Origin of the sequence: Streptomyces sp. NBC_01214 (assembly GCF_026340975.1) — a bacterium.
Taxonomy (GTDB): Bacteria; Actinomycetota; Actinomycetes; order Streptomycetales; family Streptomycetaceae; genus Streptomyces.
In genome coordinates, this window is the sequence record NZ_JAPEOS010000001.1 from 134,080 (window position 1) to 153,017 (window position 18,938).

Below are 18,938 nucleotides of genomic sequence, written 5' to 3' on the forward strand. Positions count from 1 at the left end.
CATAAGTTACCGCTTAGTAAGTGCCGCCCGAGGAGCCCTTCCATGCAACTCGCCGCGATCATCGTGTCGCTGGTCATCACGGTGGTGGCCGTCGCACTATTCGGCCGTGCCACCGTGCAGATCTACCGTTTCGTGCGCCTCGGCCAGCCGGTGCCCGCGGGCACGCGCACCGGCGATCCCACGCAGCGCACCATCACCCTGGTCAAGGAGTTCCTCGGCCACACCCGGATGAACCGCTGGGGCATCGTCGGCTTCGCGCACTGGTTCGTGGCGGTGGGCTTCTTCTCGCTGCTGCTGACGATCGTCAACGCCTTCGGACAGCTCTTCCAGGCCGACTGGCTGATCCCGATCATCGGTGACTGGCTGCCGTACGAGATCTTCACCGAGTTCCTCGGTCTGATGACCGTGCTCGGCATCGTCACCCTCATCGTGATCCGGCAGCTGAGCCGGCCGAGCGCGGCGGGCCGCAAGTCCCGCTTCACGGGCTCCAAGACGGGCCAGGCGTACTTCGTCGAGGCCGTCATCCTGATCGTCGGCGTCTGCATCATGACGCTGCGCGCACTGGAGGGCGCCCAGCACGGCGTCGACGGCTGGGAGCCGGGCTTCTTCGCCTCGTACCCGCTGATCGCCGCCTTCAACGGGCTGAGCCTGAGCACGCTCCAGTACCTGACGTACTTCTTCGCCGCGCTCAAGATCGTCACGTCCTTCACCTGGATGATCACGGTCTCGCTCAACACCAACATGGGTGTCGCCTGGCACCGCTTCCTCGGCTTCCCGAACATCTGGTTCAAGCGGAACGCGGACGGCTCCACGGCGCTCGGCGCCCTGCAGCCGATGACCTCGGGCGGCAAGGAGATCGACTTCGAGGACCCGGGCGAGGACGACTCCTTCGGCGTCTCCCAGGTCGAGCAGTTCTCCTGGAAGGGCATCCTCGACTTCTCCACGTGTACGGAGTGCGGTCGCTGCCAGTCGCAGTGCCCGGCCTGGAACACGGGCAAGCCGCTGTCCCCGAAGCTGCTCATCATGTCGCTGCGCGACCACGCGCACGCCAAGGCCCCGTACCTGCTGGCCGGCGGCGGCAAGGACATGGAGGGCAACGAGAAGGCCACCGCGGAGCAGCTCGCCGGGGTGCCGGCCGCCGCCCTCGCGGAGGCCGAGCGCCCGCTGATCGGCACCGCCGAGGAGAACGGCGTCATCGACCCGGACGTGCTGTGGTCCTGCACCACCTGCGGTGCGTGCGTGGAGCAGTGCCCGGTCGACATCGAGCACATCGACCACATCGTCGACATGCGCCGCTACCAGGTGATGATCGAGAGCGCGTTCCCGTCGGAGGCGGGCACGATGCTCAAGAACCTGGAGAAGAAGGGCAACCCCTGGGGCCTGGCGAAGAAGCAGCGCGTCGAGTGGACCAAGGAGGTGGACTTCGAGGTTCCGATCATCGGGAAGGACGCGGAGGACCTCTCCGAGTTCGACTACCTCTACTGGGTCGGCTGCGCCGGCGCCCTGGAGGACCGGGCCAAGAAGACCACGAAGGCCTTCGCGGAGCTGCTGAACATCGCGGGCGTCAAATTCGCGATCATGGGCGGCGACGAGAAGTGCACCGGTGACTCGCCGCGCCGCCTGGGCAACGAGCCGCTGTTCCAGCAGCTGGGCCAGGAGAACGTGGCCATGCTGAACATGGCGTTCGGCGAGGACGACGAGGACCCGTCGACGAAGAAGCCGAAGTCGGCGAAGCGGATCGTCTCGACCTGCCCGCACTGCTTCAACACCATCGCGAACGAGTACCCGCAGCTGGGCGGCGAGTACGAGGTCATCCACCACACGCAGCTGCTCCAGCACCTGATCGACGAGGGCCGCCTCACGCCGGTCACGCCGGTCGACGGCCTGATCACCTACCACGACCCGTGCTACCTGGGTCGGCACAACAAGGTCTACACGCCGCCGCGCGAGATCATGTCGGCCGTCCCGGGCCTGCGCCAGCAGGAGATGCACCGCCACAAGGAGCGGGGCTTCTGCTGTGGCGCCGGTGGCGCGCGGATGTGGATGGAGGAGCGGATCGGCAAGCGCATCAACAACGAGCGCGTCGACGAGGCCCTGTCCCTGAACCCCGACATCGTCTCCACCGCCTGCCCCTTCTGCCTCGTGATGCTCACCGACTCGGTGAACGGCAAGAAGAACGACGGCCAGGCGAAGGAACACGTCCAGGTCGTCGACGTGGCGCAGCTGCTGCTCGACTCCGTGAAGGCCCCGGGCCCGACGGAGGAGGAGCTGGCCGCGCTCGCGGCGGAGGCCGAGGCGGAAGCCAAGGCCGAGGCGGAGGCCGCTGCCGCGAAGGCTGCGGCGGAGGCGGAAGCCAAGGCGAAGGCGGCGGCCGAGGCGGAAGCCAAGGCGGCGGCGGAGGCCAAGGCGAAGGCGGAAGCAGAAGCGGAAGCCAAGGCTGCGGCCGAGGCCAAGGCGAAGGCCGACGCTGAGGCGGAAGCCGAGGCCGAGCCGGTGGCTGAGGCCGACGCTGAGCCGGAAGCCGAGGCGAAGCCGGTGGCTGAGGCGAAGCCGGAGGCTGAGGCGAAGCCGGAGGCCGGTGCAGAAGACAAGGCCGCCGAGCGGGAAGCCGAGGCGAAGGCCGAGGCAGAGCCGGAGACCAAGGCGAAGGCAGGGCCGGAGGCCGAGGCCGGGACGAAGCCCGAGGCCGAGGCCAAGTAGGAGCCCTGCAAGGGCCCCTGTAGGGCCCTTGCAGGACGCCCGTAGGGCATCCGCAGCACCGGAACGGCCGGTCCCCCACCCGGGGGACCGGCCGTTCCGTCGTACGGCGAGGGAGGGAGGGACTCAGCCCTGGCCCCGCGGCACGGCGAAGCCCAGCCCGGCCGCACCCGCCGCACCCGCCGCGGCCGTGCCGCCGCCGCCCGAGGCGACCGTCGGGTCGACGGTGTACTTGGCGATCAGTCTGCCGTTGAAGTCGTACACCCAGCCGTTGCCGCCGCCCTTGCCGTCGATGACGAGGAACTTCACGCGCTCGCTGTCCTGGACGACCCGGTACGTCCAGTCGTCGCGGTGGACGCTCGGGCGCCGCAGGTCGACCGTGGCGAGGGCGCGCCCCTTCGGCGTGGAGATCTCGACGCGCTTGCCGTGCGGGCCGTCCACCAGCTCGGCTATCCGCCCGTCCGGCATGGCGATCCGCACCGAGCGCTCCTTCCTGATCTGCGGCTTCGGCGCACCCGCCATCCAGGAGGTGACGGTGCCGTTCGGCCGGAGCACGACGTGCAGGCCGTCGTTCTGCCCGTACGACGCGGCCCCGGCCCTGCTGACCAGCGTGTCCAGCTTCGTGGCGCCGGCGAAGACGTCCGCCTCGAAGTGGCTGTCGCCGATCTTGTAGACCTTGGCGACGGACCCGTCCGCCAGCTCCACGGTGGTGACGTGCGCGCGGACGCTCGCGGCCGGCTCGACGGACGGCTGCCCGATCCCCGGCAGCGCCTCCGGCCCCGGTACGGCCGGCGAGTCCGCGAAGGCGGACCCGATCGGCAGGGCCAGGACGGTGGCTGCGCCGGCGACGACGACGGCGCTGCGGAGGGTGGTTCGGCGAGTGTTGCGCATGTGCGGGCTCTTCTCGTGTCTCGTGTGCTCGTGCTCGTGCTCGTTCGCGTTCGCGTTCGCGTTCGTTCGTGGTCGTTCGCGCCATGCGGCGGCGACGAGTACGAAACTACGGACCCGATATGTGCGTATCCCATCGAGAACGTAACGGAAGGGCGCAGAACACAACACAGCCCCGTAAATCGGACAGGCGACAAGATCGGGCACGGGGTGGGGACAGCACGTCCGGGAACCCCTAAGGGATGTCACAGGTCAGCCGCAAAGGGTGGCTGTTCCGGCTGCCCGTCCACCGATGCTCGCCGGACCAGGTACGTTCGATCACGTGGCTGGATTCAGGATCGGACGCGGCCGGGACAACAACCGCTCTCCGCAACAACCCCCGCAGCAGCAGCAGTCGTACGGCCAGCAGCAACCGCCGCCGTACGGCCAGCCGCCCTACCCTCCCGTCGGAGGCCCGCCACCGCAGCAGCAGTGGCCGCAGCCGAACGCGGGAGGTCACGGTGAGCCGGAGTACTTCGACCCGTACGGGCAGCAGCAGCCGCACGCGCAGCAGCCCCCGTACGGCCACGGAGGCGGCGGCCACGGAGGCGGCGGCCACGGCGGTGGGGGCTACAACGACAACCCGGGGCACACCCAGGTCTTCGCCGTCGGCGAGGACCCGTACGGCCAGGGCGCGACGTACCAGGCGGGTGCGGCCTCGGCGGTGCCGTCCGGACCGCGGCTGCCGTGGAAGGAACTGCTCCGCGGCATCGTGACGCGGCCCGGGCAGACCTTCCTCCAGATGCGCGACTACGCCGTCTGGGGCCCCGCGCTGATCGTGACCTTCCTCTACGGGCTGCTCGCGGTCTTCGGCCTCGACGACGCCCGCGACGACGTCATCAAGGCGACCGTGCCGAAGGCGATCCCGATCGTCCTGTCCGCCGGCGTGGCCTTCGTCATCTGCGGCCTGATCCTGGGCGCGGTCACGCACACCCTGGCCCGCCAGCTGGGCGGCGACGGCTCGTGGCAGCCGACGGTGGGCCTGTCGATGCTGGTCATGTCCATCACGGACGCCCCGCGCCTGCTGTTCGCCGTGTTCCTCGGCGGCGACAACATGGTCGTACAGGTGCTGGGCTGGGCCACGTGGGTGGCGGCCGGAGCCCTGTTCACCTCACTGATCAGCAAGTCGCACGACCTGCCGTGGCCGAAGGCCCTGGGCGCGTCCGCGATCCAGCTGGTCGCACTGCTGTCGATCATCAAGCTGGGCACGATCTAGCCCCGACCCCGCACACGAAAGGGCCCGCCGCGCGCTGTCCGCGCGGCGGGCCCTCTGCATGACGTCGGTCGGCTAGGCGTCGAGGACCTGGCCCTCGCGCTTGACGACGGGCGGCTCGACCGACCAGGGGAAGTTGATCCACTCGTCGGTCTTCTTCCACACGTACTCGCACTTCACGAGGGAGTGGGACTTCTCGTAGACGACGGCGGAGCGCACCTCGGCGACGTGGCCCAGGCAGAAGTCGTGGACGAGCTTCAGCGTCTTGCCGGTGTCGGCCACGTCATCGGCGATGAGGACCTTCTTGTTGGTGAAGTCGATCGCCTCGGGCACGGGTGCCAGCATGACCGGCATCTCCAGCGTGGTGCCGACGCCGGTGTAGAACTCGACGTTCACCAGGTGGATGTTCTTGCAGTCGAGCGCGTACGCCAGGCCGCCGGCGACGAACACCCCGCCGCGGGCGATGCTCAGGATGATGTCGGGCTCGTAGCCGTCGTCGGCGATCGTCTGCGCCAGCTCGCGCACGGCGCGCCCGAAACCGTCGTAGGTCAGGTTCTCGCGTACGTCGCTCATGCCTCGTGCCTCACCTGGGTGCGGTGGAAGTTCTGGAAGGAGCGCGAGGCGGTCGGCCCGCGCTGCCCCTGGTACCTGGACCCGTAGCGCTCGCTGCCGTACGGGAACTCGGCGGGCGAGCTGAGTCGGAACATGCACAGCTGCCCGATCTTCATGCCCGGCCAGAGCTTGATCGGCAGGGTGGCGAGGTTCGACAGCTCCAGGGTCACGTGTCCCGAAAACCCGGGGTCGATGAACCCGGCGGTCGAGTGCGTCACCAGGCCGAGGCGGCCCAGGCTGGACTTCCCCTCCAGTCTGGAGGCGATGTCGTCGGGCAGCGAGATGACCTCGTACGTCGACGCGAGGACGAACTCACCGGGGTGGAGGATGAACGCCTCGTCGCCCTCCGGCTCGACCATCCGCGTCAGGTCCGGCTGCTCGATCGCCGGATCGATGTGGGCGTAGCGGTGGTTCTCGAACACCCGGAAGTACCGGTCGAGACGTACATCGATGCTGGAGGGCTGCACCATCGATTCCTCGAACGGGTCGATGCGAACCCGTCCGCTGTCGATCTCGGCCCGGATGTCTTTGTCAGAGAGAAGCACGTCCCGAGGATACGCAGAGCGCGCGGGCCACCCCCAATCGAGAGCGACGCCCGCGCGCCCGCCCCGGTGACTACCGCTTCGCGCCACCCACGGGCACGGCGTGCCGCAACCGTGCGCACCGCGGGCACCTCAGCAGCCGCCCGGGCCCGATCCGGCCGGCACCGAGGTGCTGCAGCGGGAAGGAGGCGGTACTGAAAACGTGCCCTTCGGCACAACGGACGACGGTGTGCTCCATCGAGTCCCTTTCCCCAACGAGCCGTACTGCGACGAATCGCCACATTAGGGGATGATCGGCACCCACTCCAGCCGCCGCTCCGCACCCACACCGTACGCCCCAACTCCCGCACCCACACGCCCCGGTGTACGCCACACACGACAACGACCCCGCGGCAAATTCACCGGGGGTCGATCATGAGGTAGAGTGAGCAACGCTAGGGATCCAGGCAACTGGCCCACCGTGCGGATGTAGTTTAATGGTAGAACATGAGCTTCCCAAGCTTATAGCGCGGGTTCGATTCCCGTCATCCGCTCTTGAACGAAGGCCCAGGTCAGCGACCTGGGCCTTCGTCGTTGTCTAGACCTCTCCACCCTCGCCGTGCCCTCCACGTGCCCCAACTGGCGGAAATCCCCTGCTCGGAGGGGCAGCCGCGCACCACTTTCACCACACGGGCCCCGCCGATCTCGGATCGCGAGACGCGTTCTCGATGACCTGCGTCACATGACTGCACCCGCCGCGTGAATTCGCTTCCCCAAAGAGGCGGTTGGCCGAAAGGGCCAGGCGGCAGACCCGCGACGGGACTACCTAGTACCGCGTCAGGCAACGTTCGCCCCCTTGACGAGGGTGGACTGCTACCGCACGCAGGAGCCGTCCGGCGTCATGTCCGGGGAACCCATCCCGAAGGAGTACAGGAGGGTCAGCACACAGGCCGCCACGAACAGGGCCACCCATTTGATCTCGGGTTCGGTCTGATCCGGTAGCACCGCCACCAAGATGGTCTGGAAAAGCCCGAGCAGTAGGGTCATGCCGATCCAGGCGAACGGCATGATCATCACAAATCCCGTACGGGTCGGCGCGTCCATGCCGTGCGCACAGTCCGCCCACCTTTGCGATGCCAGAGCGGTTCCCATCACAGTGCCCGCCACGGCGAGCAGCGGCCCCGTCACGAACCACCCCAAGCCGGGCTCCTTGCCCTCCCTCGATGCAGTCATCTGTGCCTGGCCTCTCCCTTTCGATCTCACGTACCGGAGCACACACGCCCCCGAACCCCTGCCCGGTTCCCGCGCCGAGAGCGCCATCCCGCTGCCCTTGGCCGCATTTCAGGCCGTCTCAACGAACATGTCGAACTGCATCGCTGAGCACACCGGAGCTAGTGCCGCATCAGACAACCTCCGCCCCGTGCGTCGTACCGATGAGGCGGGGTGGAAGATAGCCCCGTGAGCTTCGATCTTGCGGTTCTGGCGATGGACGAATCAGCCGACGCTGCGGCGGCGCGTGCGATGTTCGATCGGCACCTCCGACCACCACGACGAGGGTGAGTTGGATGAGCGAGTGGTCGGGTTCTATGAGCAGCTGCGCTCGCTGTTCCCAGACCGCCCCCCCCCTTCGCCGCAGAGTCGCCGTGGATGTCGACGCCGCTGACGATCGGTATCGACCCCGTGATCATGAATCTGAGCTTCTCGTCGCGGAGCGACGCGGCAATCAAGGCGATCGAGGAGCTTGTCAGCGGAGTTCCGCCTGGTCATCTGGGATCCGCAGTCCCAGGACGCCCATCTGCTGGGGCCTGATTGACGAGGCGCTCTGCTCGATTCAGGCGATGTTCGCCCTGCTGACGACGCTGCGGAGGCGCTCATCCTGGGCGTGCTTGTTCCGCCAGATGATGTAGCGGCGGATCATGCTGCCCTGCTCCCTGTGGCTGGCGTGGTCGGTGCCGTCGAGGGCGAAGTAGCGCAGGGCGGTGAACTGGGCCTCGATCCGGTTAAGCCAGGAGCTGTTGGTCGGGGTGTAGGCGATCTCGACGTTGTTCGCCTCGGCCCAGGTCCCGACCCGTTGGCACCGCTTGGTGGTCAGGTGGGGCGAGTAGTTGTCGCAGACGATCGCGATGCGTAAGTCCATCGGGTGCAGCGAGCGCAGGTAGCGGCAGAACTCCAGGAACTTCGAGCGGTTCTTCGTCTTCTTGATGTGCCCGTAGAGCTGGTCCTTGGCCAGGTCGTAGGCGGCGAACAGGTTCCGGACGCCGTGCGGGCGGTTGTAGGTCGCTCGCCTGCGGGGGCGGTGTCGCGGTCGGGGTCCTTGTGCCGGCCGCCGCGTTCGGCCCACTGCCGTCCGGGGTGGGGCTGGAGGTTGAGGGGGCCGAACTCGTCCATGCAGAAGATGACTCCGGGCCCGCCTTCGTCGGGTATGACCTCGCCGTCGGCGATCGCGTAGAGGTGCTGGACCCGGGCCTTCTTGGCCGCGTGGTCGGGGTCGCGGGAGGTCTTTCAGGTCTTCAGGCGTTGAAAGGAGACGCCTTCCTCGCGGAGCAGGATGCGCAGGCCCTCGTGGCTGATGTCGTCGACCACCCCCTCGGCGACCAGGAAGTCGGCCAGTTTCGCCAGGCTCCAGGTCGAGAACGGCAGGCCGTGCTCGACCGGCTTGGACTTGGCGGTCTTCTTGATCTCACGGCGCTCGGGAAGGGTGAACGTCCTGGGCCGACCGCCTTTGTACTTCGGATAGAGCGACTCGAAGCTGTCGGCGTTGAAGTTGTGGATCACATCGCGGACCCGGTCCACGCTGGTGAACGTCACCTCAGCGATCTTCGCCACCGGCATCCCCTGCGCTGACAGCAGCACCATCTGGGCGTCTGGCGCCGCCCGGCGTAGCAACCGGGCGACATGTCAGGACGGGGCAAACGTTGCTTGATCCGGCACTAGTCCTCTTTCCCCGCCAACACGCGATCGGCGGCGTAGTGCGGGCAGGAAGGGACATGCCACGTCACCGTCACCCGGCGCCGGTCGGCGGCGATGGTGCGAGCCTGCCCAGTGGCCGGGCAGGCTGAACAGTGCGGGCACCGGACGGTTTCGAACTTCAACTCAGCCATCACCTGCGCCACCTTCCCCACCAATGGTGCTCGCGACGAGAGTGCCACGCCTCGCAGCGGGACAGTCTCGGAGAAAGCTGCACACCGGAGCTCGGGGGCGGCTCATGGTCCGGCCGTGCCAGTGAGATGGCCACTGGGATCACGGTTCGGCTGACCATTTCGCCAGGAGGTTCCCGCAGGTGCCGGTGCATGAAGACAGTGACCCTGCGCAGGGCACTCCGGCAGAGCAGCCGGGCACGGATGACCCTGCCGTTCACGTGCGGACCACGGCCGGCCCATCATTCCTTACCGCTGAGGCGGCCGCCTCCGTCGAGGCCATCGTGCGGGCTGTACACGATGGCGATGATGTTCGCATCCGGATCCTTTTGGCAGCCTTGGTCAACGTCGCCGACACCGAGGTTCTCCTCCACCTGCGAGAGCGGCTTCGCGAACGACCGCAGTGATGGTCGGGCGCTGCGGAACAGACGTGCAGCGGTGCGGGGCCGGGTCGCTGCCGCCTTGCCGTGGGCACCCCCGAGACCGTCATGGAGCACCTGCGAGCTGCGGATCCCTTCGGGAGGGCGCTGCGGACCCACCCCGCAGGCTCACGTTTCCTGGACTGCACGTCGCGGCTGACGGACGCCCTTGCTCACGAAACGCTGCACTCGGGGGGAATCAATATCTATCCCCGCGGTCAGAGAGTTTAATGGACCTCGCAGGGAGAGTTTTTCCGCACCGCACACGATGGAGATATTCAACGCCCACAAGCCGCTTCAGCATGCTACTGTCGATCTCGGTTGCAGTTGTGGTACCCAAAAAACTTCAAGCACTCCAGTCGGCCTCCGGGCCACATTCGAGTGGTTCATATTTCCGGGTCATTTTCCGGCGGGGCATCATCGCGGCGACACGGTGTCCGTCCAGTGCGGATGCTGATGTACTGCCCCAAAGGAGATATGACATGGCATCTGGCACCGTGAAGTGGTTCAACGCAGCCAAGGGTTTCGGCTTTATCGAGCAGGACGGTGGCGGCGACGACGTCTTCGCCCACTTCTCGAACATCGCCTCCTCCGGCTTCCGCGAGCTGGTGGAAGGACAGAAGGTCAACTTCGACATCGCGCAGGGCCAGAAGGGCCCGACGGCCGAGAACATCGTTCCCGCCTGACGCTGACGCGCATTTCGTAGCTGGGGCCCGCATCCCTCGGGGTGCGGGCCCCAGCTGCAAGCATCTCCCGCAGTGGGTTCACCTGCGTGACGAGGTATTCAGGGTTAAAGCCCGCTCGGCGATTCACCCCCTCGATTTTTCTCGGTTTCGCGTCCACATGACGCCTCCCCATCTCGGCGCCTGCGACCGTGCAGAATCTCTGTAGGCCAGAGTCGCTTTCGCATTCCATTCGGCCCGTTCTTGTGATTCCCTGCGCTGCTTTTCCGCTGCGGGAATTCCTTGATACGTGCCGTATCAAGGAAGGTTCTGCATGAACCGCACTCGTACGAATGACCGTTCCTCTCGTACCCGTAGCCGCACCGGTGGCCCCGCTTTCGGCGCTGCCACCGGTTCGGAGCGGGGGAACCGCTTCGGCTCGTCGGCCCCGAGCCGTTCCGGAGGGCCGAGCCGCTCCGGCGGCTACAGCCGTCGGCCCGCCGCGATCCAAGGCGAGTTCGCCCTGCCGAAGACGATCACTCCGGCGCTGCCCGCTGTCGAGGCCTTCGCCGACCTCGCCATGCCAGCCGAGCTGTTGGCCGCTCTCGGCGCGCAGGGCGTGACCGTGCCCTTCCCGATCCAGGGTGCGACCCTCCCGAACTCCCTGGCGGGCCGCGATGTGCTCGGCCGCGGGCGGACCGGCTCCGGCAAGACCCTGGCCTTCGGGCTGGCCCTGCTGGCCCGCACGGCCGGTCAGCGCGCCGAGCCCCGTCAGCCGCTCGCACTGGTCCTCGTACCGACCCGCGAGCTGGCCCAGCAGGTCACCGACGCCCTCACCCCGTACGCCCGCTCGGTCAAGCTGCGCCTGACCACGGTCGTCGGCGGCATGTCGATCGGCAAGCAGGCCGGAGCGCTGCGCGGAGGCGCGGAGGTCGTCGTGGCTACGCCCGGCCGGTTGAAGGACCTCATCGACCGTGGCGAATGCCGGCTTAACCAGGTCGCGATCACCGTCCTGGACGAGGCCGACCAGATGGCCGACATGGGCTTCATGCCGCAGGTCACCGCCCTCCTGGACCAGGTGCGTCCTGAGGGGCAGCGGATGCTTTTCTCCGCCACCCTCGACCGCAACGTCGACCTGCTGGTGCGCCGCTACCTGACCGACCCCGTCGTGCACTCGGTGGACCCGTCCGCGGGCGCGGTCACGACGATGGAGCACCACGTGCTGCACGTCCACGGCGCCGACAAGCACCGCACGACGACGGAGATCGCGGCCCGGGAGGGCCGGGTGATCATGTTCCTGGACACCAAGCACGCCGTCGACCGGCTGACCCAGGACCTGCTGAACAGCGGAGTGCGGGCCGCTGCCCTGCACGGTGGGAAGTCGCAGCCCCAGCGCACTCGGACCCTCGCCCAGTTCAAGACCGGACACGTGACCGTACTGGTCGCGACGAACGTGGCGGCGCGCGGCATCCACGTCGACAACCTCGACCTCGTCGTCAACGTCGACCCGCCCACCGACCACAAGGACTACCTCCACCGCGGCGGCCGCACCGCCCGCGCTGGCGAGTCCGGCAGCGTCGTCACCCTCGTCACCCCCAACCAGCGCCGCGACATGACCCGCCTCATGCAGGCCGCCGGCATCACACCGCAGACCACCCAGGTCCGCTCCGGCGAAGAGGCACTGAACCGGATCACCGGCGCCCAAGCCCCCTCCGGCATCCCCGTCGTCATCACCGCGCCCGTCGTCGAACGCGCCAAGCGCAGCGCGGCCTCCCGCGGCAGGCGACGGCCCGCTTCGACGGTCCGGCGCGTGAGCGTGCGGCAGTCCGCCTTCGATGCGGCGGCCTGAGAACCACGTGATCAGGAAACTGACCCATCTCTGCAGGAGGCACGTTTTGACGCTGGTCCAGATGCAGCACCGCTCGACGAACGCCAACCCTGTGCACCGGACGGTGGACGACGCGATGGAGGCGGCCGGTCCACAGGTATGTGACGACATGACGGTCGAGGTGGCCCTGGCCGTCATGGCCGGCGCCCGCGCGGATCATCTGCTCGTCTGCGACGAGGACGGCCTGTGCACCGGGCTGGTCACGCAGGCCCAGCTCACCGCTGTCCACGACAGCGCGGCGTACACCGACCGGGTCCGTCTCCGCGACCTGCTGGGGGACCGCGGGCCGGTCGCCTCACCCGCAACCACGATGGCCGAAGCCGAACACGCGATGCGCTACCGCCGGCTCGATGCCCTGCCGGTCGTCGATGAGCAGGGCAGTGCTCTGGGCGTCCTCGCCCTTGCCCGCTGAACCGCCTCACCGCGGCACGGCCGTCCCCCCTTCTTCTTCCTGTGAGGCAACATGCGCTGTGTCATCGCCCGTTTCCCGTTCGACCTGACCAAGAGCGGTGTCCTGGAGTCGATGAAGGGCGTCAAGCCCGAGCAGGTCGTCGGCGAGTCCGTGATCATCGGGCGCCGTACCTACCCCGTCAAGCAGGTCGGCCAGGTCATCACCCGCCAGGACCGGCGTGACTTCAGCGCCGGTGAAGTCCTCCGGGCCATGACCCAGCTCGGGTTCACCTGCCGCGGCCTCCCCCTGGCTACCGTGCCCACGCGCATCCTCAGCCCGCTCCAGCAGGCTTCAGCGATGCTCGGCATCCCGGTGACCGTCTGACGGACAGGACCGGCACGAGCCGACACCCGAACACAGCGAGGAGGGCCCGACCGGCATACGCCGGTCGGGCCCTCCCGCGTACCCAGGGGTGTCCTACGCGATGTCGGGTCAGTGGTCGGAGTAGCTGAAGTCGCCCATGGTCCATGCGCTGACATCCGCGATCGAGACGCGATACATCCCACCCGTCTCCGGGATCCCGACCGTGCCCTGAAGGATGCGGGCTACGTGGAAGTGCAGGTGAGTGGGCGGTCCCTCGTGAGGTGTCGTGGCGGTGAAGATGGCGGCGAACTCGCCCAAGCGGGTGGAGTCAGTCAGGACCTCCGACACGCGCTGCCTCCACACAGCTTCCGGTGCCAGCCGACCGGTGATGACAGCGCCACCGGTGACCACGGTCAGGGACATCTGATTGCTCTGCCCGGACTCCACCAGGGTGGCAACGTCAACGAGCAGCTCGTCAGGCTTCGACATAGGAGCCGAGTTTATGCACCGGTCGTCCCGTTCTCTCGACGGGGAGGACTACCGGTCGAGAAGAGCACTCACCGTCTTCCCGCCGGAGGGCCGACGGGTGACACCGGTTGCTCGGGCGCTGCGGTGACCATGGGCCAGCCGAATCCACCGGTACGGCGGCCGTACGGGACAGGGCGTCCGAGCCCCTGACCTGCTGTGCAGGATGCTCTGCACATCTGGTCCCACCGCAGAGGTCTAGCTCTCCTCGACGGGCGCGAAAATCTATGTCGGCCGGAGTAGACATTGGGCTGTGGCGTGGTTATGGTTTCTCTCGTAGCCCAGAGAGACAGTAGGGCCTGGCAGAGATGAACTGCCGGGCAGCAGTACCCGCAGTTGCAGTGCGCAGGACGGTGCGGTGGTGGAGTTCCGAAGCCAGGGTTGTTGCAGGACGGCGACGGCGCTGACGACCGGACCGGGTGGCCCGCAGTCATCAGGGGCCGCCGTGAGCAGTACCAGCAGTTAACGCAGTGGCAGTACCTGTAAGTGCAGTTCGAAGTACCCAGCAGTGAAGTAGTAAGCAGCACCTCGGTGAAGGCGTCGGCTGCGGGCGCGCGCACCGGGAAGTTCGGCAGTGGGGTTCTAAGCCAGAGCAGACGCAAGATGGGCAACGGGGCTGGCTGCCGAAGAGTGGCGCTGACACAGGCCACCAGCAGTACGCAGTAGAGCAGTACCGCAGTGAGTGCAGTAACCCGCAGTTCGCAGTCTCTCCCGTTTGGTAAGCAGTTGATCACCGAGGGAAGAACGGAGGAGTTGAGGCGCCATCAGGATCGCCCGGGCGAAAGTCGTGAGTCCGGGTACCGCAGGACATCGATAGTGAGGTGGTCTCCGGTCGAGCAACCGCGATCCCCGCACAGCCTGTCCCCGTTCGGACGGGTCGGCGGAAACAGTAGGCCGGCGCAGGACTAGGGCCGGCAGATGGTGTAGCAGTTCCTTCGGGGCCCCGGTGCTGAACGCACCGGGGCCCCTCCTTTCGTTCCGCCCTCGCCGTGAAGGTTGCACGCGGAGAAGGGCGCGGCTTCATCGCCCAGGACGGCAGCTGCCCGGACTTATTCGCCACTACTCGCGGCAGCGTGTCCCTCCGGAAGCCAACCGACCATGACGCCACAGGCATGCCGGATCAGGCGCGCACCTTCGCCGGCGGTAGCGATCTTCTGGAAGCCGGCATCGGAGAGCACTTGCCAGACGCGATCAGGTGCGGAGACGGCTGTTGGGGCCGTCTTGCTCGTCGGCGGTGTCGTCGTTGAACCAGTAGTCACCGGCGGCCAGGTAGCGGAAGGAATGGTTGCTGCCGGTGGGCAGCTCAACGGTGACCGCGCGGTTGCCGTCCTTGCGGAGGGTAAGAGGGTGCACGCCGGGACACCAGTCGTTGAAGTCGCCGACCACGCTCACCTCGGCCGCAGGCGTGTCGGCGGGCAGAACGAAAGTGACCTTGGCGCGGTTCTTGCGCACGGCGCGTTCCAGCACGAGAGACTCCTGACGGACAGGGGGAGGGACAGTACGGGCCTATGGTCAGGGCAGAGCAGGAGCCGCGCACGCCGACGCCGCCGTACTGCCCACCGGGTCACCCACCCGCTGCACCCAGCAGGACGCGCACCCGGGCACATGTGACAGTGCACGTGGGGTACGACGACGGTTGCCCCACGCAAGCAGGACCCGGCCGGGGCCCCGTAGCCACACCGGCCGGGTCCTGCGCCATGCGAAGCAGACGTTCGGCGAGCACGCCAAACTTCGGACCGGCTGGCGCCGAAGCAGTGTCACCCCCACTCCAGCCCACCTCAGCGAGGGTGGCCCGAGGGTTCGGTCCTGGTCGGCGCCAGGGGGTTGGCCCCGGAAGGCGACCGTCCCCGCCGGTGACCCGGGCGGCGCCCGTACGCGACCGGTGTGCCTATTGAGGCAGGCCGTCCGGCCATCCCTCCGGAGAGCGGTCGCCGGGCGGCGGGTCGTGGTCCGCGGGGAAGAGGGGCAGGGTGCCGGTCATCTCCAGGAGGCGCAGGAGCTGGTGGTTGGGGGCTGCCAGGCGAACGACGGTTCCGGTCTCCTGTGCTGCGCGCCGGGCGGCGAGGAGTGCGTTGAGCGCGGAGGAGTCGCAGAAGGAGACGCGGCTGCAGTCGACCGTCACGGGCTTGGCCGGCGAGGCGTGGGTGAGGGCTTCGGCGAGGGCGAACCGCAGGGCGGGGGCCGTCTCGATGTCTATCTCGCCCGAGGGCCTGATGGCAACGGCGTGCTCCAAGACTTCCACGGCGATGGCGTTGCCGCCGGCCTCCGGGGAAGGGCGTTCGGCCATGGTGGGTCACTCCCAGGTTCGTGGCGTGGCCCCCGAAGCCCGTGGTCCGGTCGGCGGTTCGGGGGAGGGGCGGGTCAAGTGCTGCGTTGGTCGTGGGTTTCCTGGCGGAGCCGGTCGGTGTGCCGGGTCAGGGCGTCGATGCGTTCGGCGAGCTCGGTGTCCTCGGGTCGCAGGTGGGCACGGGTGTCGATCAGAGGGCGGACGAGGCGGGCGGCGTCGTCGTCGGCGAGGGCCAGGTTCAGGTCGCCGACGGCGCCCTCGGCACCCTCGGGGAGACCGGTCAGAGCGGTGACCTGGCCGGCGAGACGGCGCAGGTCGGCCGCGTGGTCGCGGGCCCAGGCGGTCACCGTGCGGTCGGCGGCGCGTGTGTCGCGCATGGCCTGGACGCGCTGCTCGCCGGTACTCCCGACCGCTCCCGGGCGCAGCCGCAGGTAGCGCCGTTCTGCGGCCTGGCGGCTGGCGACCCCGAGCGGGCCCGCGAGGTCGGCCCAGCTCGCGCCTCGCCCGCGGGCGGTCTCGATCAGCCCGCTCTCCCAGTCGGCGAGCTGCTCGCGGACTTCGCGCAGCAGCAACAGCGCGGCCAGGGCCGGGTGTGGACCCGGGTCCGGCGCGCGCCCCGTCGGGGCCGTCGTTGGTGCTGCGGAGGGTCGCTGCGCGTCCCGCAGGGCCTGGTCGATGGTCTCCAGTGCCGCCGCGGCGGCGAGGAAGGGGACCTGGGTGGGCGGTGGGGTGGCCTCGCGTTCGGCCTCGTTCATGGGACTCTCCGTTGGCTTGTCATCCTCCAGATGACTGCTTACTTGTCATCGTTTCGATGACATGTTACAACGGAGGCACGTTGAAGCGCATTGGCAGTTTCTGCCTGAACCAACTGGAGGTGTTTCGCGATGTTGATGCGCACCGACCCGTTCCGCGAGATGGACCGGATCGTCCAGCAGCTGTCGGGTACGTCTGGCACGTGGTCGAAGCCGTCGGTGATGCCGATGGACGCCTACCGTCAGGGCGACGTGTACGTGATCGCCTTCGACCTCCCCGGCGTGAGCACCGAGGCGATCGACATCGACGTCGAGCGGAACATGCTGACGGTGAAGGCCGAGCGTCGGCCCACGGGGAAGTCCGACGGAGTGCAGATGGAGCTCTCCGAGCGGCCCCTGGGCGTCTTCTCCCGCCAGATCATGCTGGCCGACACCCTCGACACCGAGCACATCGAAGCCGACTACGACGCGGGCGTCCTGACCCTGCGGATCCCGATCGCCGAGCGCGCCAAGCCGCGGAAGATCAGCATCGGCGGCGAATCCGGCCGCAAGCAGATCTCCGGCTGATCGGCCCCAAAGCGGCGGAGGACGGGGAACCGATCCCCCTCCGGCACCCCGTCCTCCGCGCCCCTCGCCCCTTCACCCCTCCCCGGAGGTGACGTGATGTCGATACGCAGGGAGGCGTTCCTGGCCCACGTCCAGGAACGCGGCGAGTACACGACCCTGCCGGAAGCCGAACGGGCGGCGCGCGTCGTCCTGGCCCTACTGGGCGCGCACCTGGTCGGCACCGTGCGGGCCGAGCTCGCCGCCCGGCTCCCCGAGACGTACGCCCTGATCCTTCTGAATCCCCTGCAGGCCGCCGAACCGCTCTCACCCGAACGCTTCGTCCGCGCGACCGCGGCCTGGATCGAGGGCGCCACCGAGAAGACGGCCCTGTGGGACATCGGCGCGGTCCTCTCCACCGTGGCCGCAGCGGCGGGTGACGTCCTCATGCGCGAGGTCCTGATCCAGCTCCCGCCCGGCTACGACCTCCTCTTCGGGCACCCCCAGCCCATCTGACCGGCGCCGACGGCCGGAACTCGAACCTTCGAAGAGAAAGGCAACCGCAGCACCATGTACGACCAGCCTCGACCGGACCGGCCCACCCCCGCCATGACGTTCGACCAGATGCTGGAACGCGTCCGCTACGAGGGCGCCTACCCCACCCGCGAACGCGCGGAAGAAGCCGTCCGCACCGTGCTTGCCGCGCTCGGCCGGCAGGTCACCGGTGACGAGCGCGTCGACCTCGCTCAGTGCCTGCCCGTCGAAGCCGCCCTCACCCTGACCGCCCAGATCCCCGATACCGAGCAGCTCACCGGCTGGGGCTTCGTCAAGGACCTGGCCGCACGAACCGGCGTGAGCCCGGCCATCGCCCGCTGGGACACCGGCGCCGTACTCGCCACCGTCACCGCGCTCGCCGGACCCGACCTCCTTGCCCGCGTCCTCCAGCGACTCCCCGACGACTACGCACTCCTCTTCGGACAGGCGCAACTGCTCCGGCCTCAGCGCGCCGCCGCCTGACCGGAGCCGGCTGCGCGCGGACATGCAACGGGGCCGGGACCGCTCCTGCGGTCCCGGCCCCGTGGACACGAGGGGTCAGTGCTTGAAGGTGTCCTTGATCTTTTCCTTGGCCTCGCGGGCATCGCCCTTGGCCTGCTCCGCGCGGCCCTCGGCGGTCATCCGCTCATTGCCCGTCAGACGGCCAGCGGTCTCCTTGAGCTTGCCCTTGGCCTGCTCGCCCTTCGCCTCGGCCTTCTGCTCACCAGACACAGCTGATCACTCCCTGTTCGATGGAAAGGTCTTACAGAACCCCGTATGACCGGTGGGATCCCTCCCAAACAGACGGGCCGGCAATGGGGTGACGCTCGGGGCGAAACGTTCGGCCATGGGCCAGCCGGCCTGGATGCCGCAGCGGTCCGCGCGGCGCCTCATGGAGGTGACCGTGCCAGCGAGCCGGAGCGCGGTGGTGACGAGCCGGGATCGTGTCAGGCCGGCCCAGTCAGGACGTGGCTGGCGTCGGGGAGCTCGTGGACGTGAGCGGCCGCACCTTCCAGCGGCAGGAGAGGGCGCAGGGGACAGTTGGCCGAGGTGTGGTCGTGGTCGACTTCCCAGGTGGGCAAGGGTGCGGCGGGGGCGCGGTTGGTGGAGACGGCGTAGAGGTTGCCGAAGCAGCCCCGGCACACCAGTGCAGCGTGGTTCACGGGAGTGCCTCCGGTTGAACCGACTCGGCTGAGCCATCCACGGGGCGGGCCTCCCCCGCCAGGTGGAGCTGGCGCAAGGTGCTTTCCGTCTCGCGCCTGAGGTGTTCGGAAGAGGCCAGACGCTGCCACAGCGGGTCGGGGAGGCCGGGGACGGCGGCGCCGCGGGCAGCCCATTCCTCGGCTAGCTGCGTGTACAGGGGTGTGCCCTGGTCCGGGGGTTCTCCGGGAATCCGGCCACGGGCGTGTGCCGGGCTACGGGAAGGCCTTCGGCGCGCTTGTACCGGAAGACTGCCAACCGCTCTGC

19 protein-coding genes, 1 tRNA gene and 2 pseudogenes are annotated in these 18,938 nt (G+C 68.4%); 10 read left to right on the plus strand and 12 right to left on the minus strand.

The features are described from left to right. Positions 1-42 precede the first annotated feature (42 nt). Positions 43-2,244: pseudogene (locus OG594_RS00675) on the plus strand ((Fe-S)-binding protein); the annotation flags it as partial. A 579-nt stretch (positions 2,245-2,823) separates the two neighbouring features. On the opposite strand, the gene OG594_RS00680 reads toward OG594_RS00675, so the two are convergent. Continuing rightward, a complete protein-coding gene (locus tag OG594_RS00680) occupies positions 2,824-3,588 on the minus strand; it encodes a hypothetical protein (protein ID WP_266594567.1) in 765 nt (254 codons plus the stop codon). 319 nt (positions 3,589-3,907) lie between these two features. On the opposite strand from OG594_RS00680, the gene OG594_RS00685 reads away from it, so the two are divergent. Next, entirely contained in the window at positions 3,908-4,840 is a 933-nt protein-coding gene (locus tag OG594_RS00685; protein WP_266594568.1) for a Yip1 family protein, read from the plus strand. Between the two features lie 72 nt (positions 4,841-4,912). Here OG594_RS00685 and OG594_RS00690 read toward each other — a convergent pair whose 3' ends face one another. Both OG594_RS00690 and dcd read right to left on the minus strand, forming a co-directional pair. Continuing rightward, positions 4,913-5,410 (minus strand): phosphoribosyltransferase, encoded by a 498-nt coding sequence (locus OG594_RS00690; protein ID WP_030383735.1) that lies wholly within the window; start codon positions 5,408-5,410, stop codon positions 4,913-4,915. Then, the gene (gene dcd / locus OG594_RS00695) at positions 5,407-5,994 is read right to left on the minus strand and encodes a dCTP deaminase (RefSeq protein ID WP_266594569.1); all 588 of its coding nucleotides are present in this window, start codon (positions 5,992-5,994) and stop codon (positions 5,407-5,409) included. The genes OG594_RS00690 and dcd overlap by 4 nt, the downstream gene beginning before the upstream one ends. A 459-nt stretch (positions 5,995-6,453) precedes the next feature. Between dcd and OG594_RS00700 the strand changes: the two genes are divergently transcribed. Next, positions 6,454-6,524 (plus strand) — tRNA-Gly (locus OG594_RS00700). Positions 6,525-6,843: 319 nt separating this feature from the next. On the opposite strand, the gene OG594_RS00705 is transcribed toward OG594_RS00700, so the two are convergent. The 3 genes and pseudogenes from OG594_RS00705 to OG594_RS00720 all read right to left on the minus strand — a co-directional run bounded on the left by OG594_RS00705 (position 6,844) and on the right by OG594_RS00720 (position 9,481). After that, a complete protein-coding gene (locus OG594_RS00705) occupies positions 6,844-7,170 on the minus strand; it encodes a hypothetical protein (protein ID WP_266594570.1) in 327 nt (108 codons plus the stop codon). 631 nt (positions 7,171-7,801) lie between these two features. Next, positions 7,802-8,826: pseudogene (locus tag OG594_RS46995) on the minus strand (IS630 family transposase). Positions 8,827-9,349: 523 nt separating this feature from the next. Next, positions 9,350-9,481 carry a hypothetical protein gene (locus OG594_RS00720; RefSeq protein WP_266594573.1) on the minus strand — a complete coding sequence of 44 codons (132 nt, stop codon included), beginning with the start codon at positions 9,479-9,481 and terminating at the stop codon, positions 9,350-9,352. A gap of 527 nt (positions 9,482-10,008) precedes the next feature. Here OG594_RS00720 and OG594_RS00725 point away from each other — a divergent pair. The 4 genes from OG594_RS00725 to OG594_RS00740 all read left to right on the plus strand — a co-directional run bounded on the left by OG594_RS00725 (position 10,009) and on the right by OG594_RS00740 (position 12,851). Further along, on the plus strand, positions 10,009-10,212 hold the full coding sequence (locus OG594_RS00725; RefSeq protein WP_266594574.1) for a cold-shock protein: 204 nt from the start codon (positions 10,009-10,011) through the stop codon (positions 10,210-10,212). 310 nt (positions 10,213-10,522) lie between these two features. Beyond that, complete coding sequence (locus OG594_RS00730) at positions 10,523-12,037, plus strand: DEAD/DEAH box helicase (protein ID WP_266594575.1); 1,515 nt, start codon at positions 10,523-10,525, stop codon at positions 12,035-12,037. A gap of 46 nt (positions 12,038-12,083) precedes the next feature. After that, entirely contained in the window at positions 12,084-12,488 is a 405-nt protein-coding gene (locus tag OG594_RS00735; protein ID WP_266594576.1) for a CBS domain-containing protein, read from the plus strand. Between the two features lie 51 nt (positions 12,489-12,539). After that, complete coding sequence (locus tag OG594_RS00740) at positions 12,540-12,851, plus strand: SCO5918 family protein (protein ID WP_266594577.1); 312 nt, start codon at positions 12,540-12,542, stop codon at positions 12,849-12,851. Positions 12,852-12,959: 108 nt separating this feature from the next. On the opposite strand, the gene OG594_RS00745 is transcribed toward OG594_RS00740, so the two are convergent. From OG594_RS00745 to OG594_RS00760, 4 genes are all read right to left on the minus strand, one after another. Beyond that, positions 12,960-13,319 carry a hypothetical protein gene (locus OG594_RS00745; RefSeq protein ID WP_266594578.1) on the minus strand — a complete coding sequence of 120 codons (360 nt, stop codon included), beginning with the start codon at positions 13,317-13,319 and terminating at the stop codon, positions 12,960-12,962. A 1,227-nt stretch (positions 13,320-14,546) separates the two neighbouring features. Then, a complete protein-coding gene (locus OG594_RS00750) occupies positions 14,547-14,822 on the minus strand; it encodes an isoamylase early set domain-containing protein (RefSeq protein WP_266594579.1) in 276 nt (91 codons plus the stop codon). 421 nt (positions 14,823-15,243) lie between these two features. After that, on the minus strand, positions 15,244-15,642 hold the full coding sequence (locus OG594_RS00755; protein WP_202186079.1) for an STAS domain-containing protein: 399 nt from the start codon (positions 15,640-15,642) through the stop codon (positions 15,244-15,246). Between the two features lie 74 nt (positions 15,643-15,716). After that, a complete protein-coding gene (locus OG594_RS00760; RefSeq protein WP_266594580.1) occupies positions 15,717-16,397 on the minus strand; it encodes an HSP18 transcriptional regulator in 681 nt (226 codons plus the stop codon). Positions 16,398-16,526: 129 nt separating this feature from the next. Here OG594_RS00760 and OG594_RS00765 point away from each other — a divergent pair, with 129 nt between their 5' ends. The 3 genes from OG594_RS00765 (at position 16,527) to OG594_RS00775 (ending at position 17,954) form a co-directional block, all read left to right on the plus strand. Next, positions 16,527-16,961, plus strand: a complete 435-nt coding sequence (locus tag OG594_RS00765) for an Hsp20/alpha crystallin family protein (RefSeq protein ID WP_202197780.1) — start codon at positions 16,527-16,529, stop codon at positions 16,959-16,961. A 96-nt stretch (positions 16,962-17,057) separates the two neighbouring features. Then, on the plus strand, positions 17,058-17,453 hold the full coding sequence (locus OG594_RS00770) for a DUF2267 domain-containing protein (RefSeq protein WP_266594581.1): 396 nt from the start codon (positions 17,058-17,060) through the stop codon (positions 17,451-17,453). A 54-nt stretch (positions 17,454-17,507) separates the two neighbouring features. Then, the gene (locus OG594_RS00775; protein WP_266594582.1) at positions 17,508-17,954 is read left to right on the plus strand and encodes a DUF2267 domain-containing protein; all 447 of its coding nucleotides are present in this window, start codon (positions 17,508-17,510) and stop codon (positions 17,952-17,954) included. 75 nt (positions 17,955-18,029) lie between these two features. On the opposite strand, the gene OG594_RS00780 is transcribed toward OG594_RS00775, so the two are convergent. Together OG594_RS00780 and OG594_RS00785 are read right to left on the minus strand one after the other, a co-directional pair. Then, positions 18,030-18,203, minus strand: a complete 174-nt coding sequence (locus OG594_RS00780; RefSeq protein ID WP_266594583.1) for a CsbD family protein — start codon at positions 18,201-18,203, stop codon at positions 18,030-18,032. A 215-nt stretch (positions 18,204-18,418) separates the two neighbouring features. Then, positions 18,419-18,634, minus strand: coding sequence for a hypothetical protein (locus OG594_RS00785; RefSeq protein WP_266594584.1), 216 nt, complete (start codon positions 18,632-18,634; stop codon positions 18,419-18,421). Positions 18,635-18,938 lie beyond the last annotated feature (304 nt).

Excerpts from the sequence above, each read along its gene's own strand:
- OG594_RS00760 (WP_266594580.1), bottom strand. The coding sequence starts at position 16,397 with ATGAACGAGGCCGAACGCGAGGCCACCCCACCGCCCACCCAGGTCCCC.
- OG594_RS00755 (WP_202186079.1), bottom strand. The coding sequence starts at position 15,642 with ATGGCCGAACGCCCTTCCCCGGAGGCCGGCGGCAACGCCATCGCCGTG.
- OG594_RS00730 (WP_266594575.1), top strand. The coding sequence starts at position 10,523 with ATGAACCGCACTCGTACGAATGACCGTTCCTCTCGTACCCGTAGCCGC.
- OG594_RS00770 (WP_266594581.1), top strand. The coding sequence starts at position 17,058 with ATGTCGATACGCAGGGAGGCGTTCCTGGCCCACGTCCAGGAACGCGGC.
- OG594_RS00725 (WP_266594574.1), top strand. The coding sequence starts at position 10,009 with ATGGCATCTGGCACCGTGAAGTGGTTCAACGCAGCCAAGGGTTTCGGC.
- OG594_RS00775 (WP_266594582.1), top strand. The coding sequence starts at position 17,508 with ATGTACGACCAGCCTCGACCGGACCGGCCCACCCCCGCCATGACGTTC.
- OG594_RS00765 (WP_202197780.1), top strand. The coding sequence starts at position 16,527 with ATGTTGATGCGCACCGACCCGTTCCGCGAGATGGACCGGATCGTCCAG.
- OG594_RS00680 (WP_266594567.1), bottom strand. The coding sequence starts at position 3,588 with ATGCGCAACACTCGCCGAACCACCCTCCGCAGCGCCGTCGTCGTCGCC.
- OG594_RS00745 (WP_266594578.1), bottom strand. The coding sequence starts at position 13,319 with ATGTCGAAGCCTGACGAGCTGCTCGTTGACGTTGCCACCCTGGTGGAG.
- OG594_RS00740 (WP_266594577.1), top strand. The coding sequence starts at position 12,540 with ATGCGCTGTGTCATCGCCCGTTTCCCGTTCGACCTGACCAAGAGCGGT.
- OG594_RS00690 (WP_030383735.1), bottom strand. The coding sequence starts at position 5,410 with ATGAGCGACGTACGCGAGAACCTGACCTACGACGGTTTCGGGCGCGCC.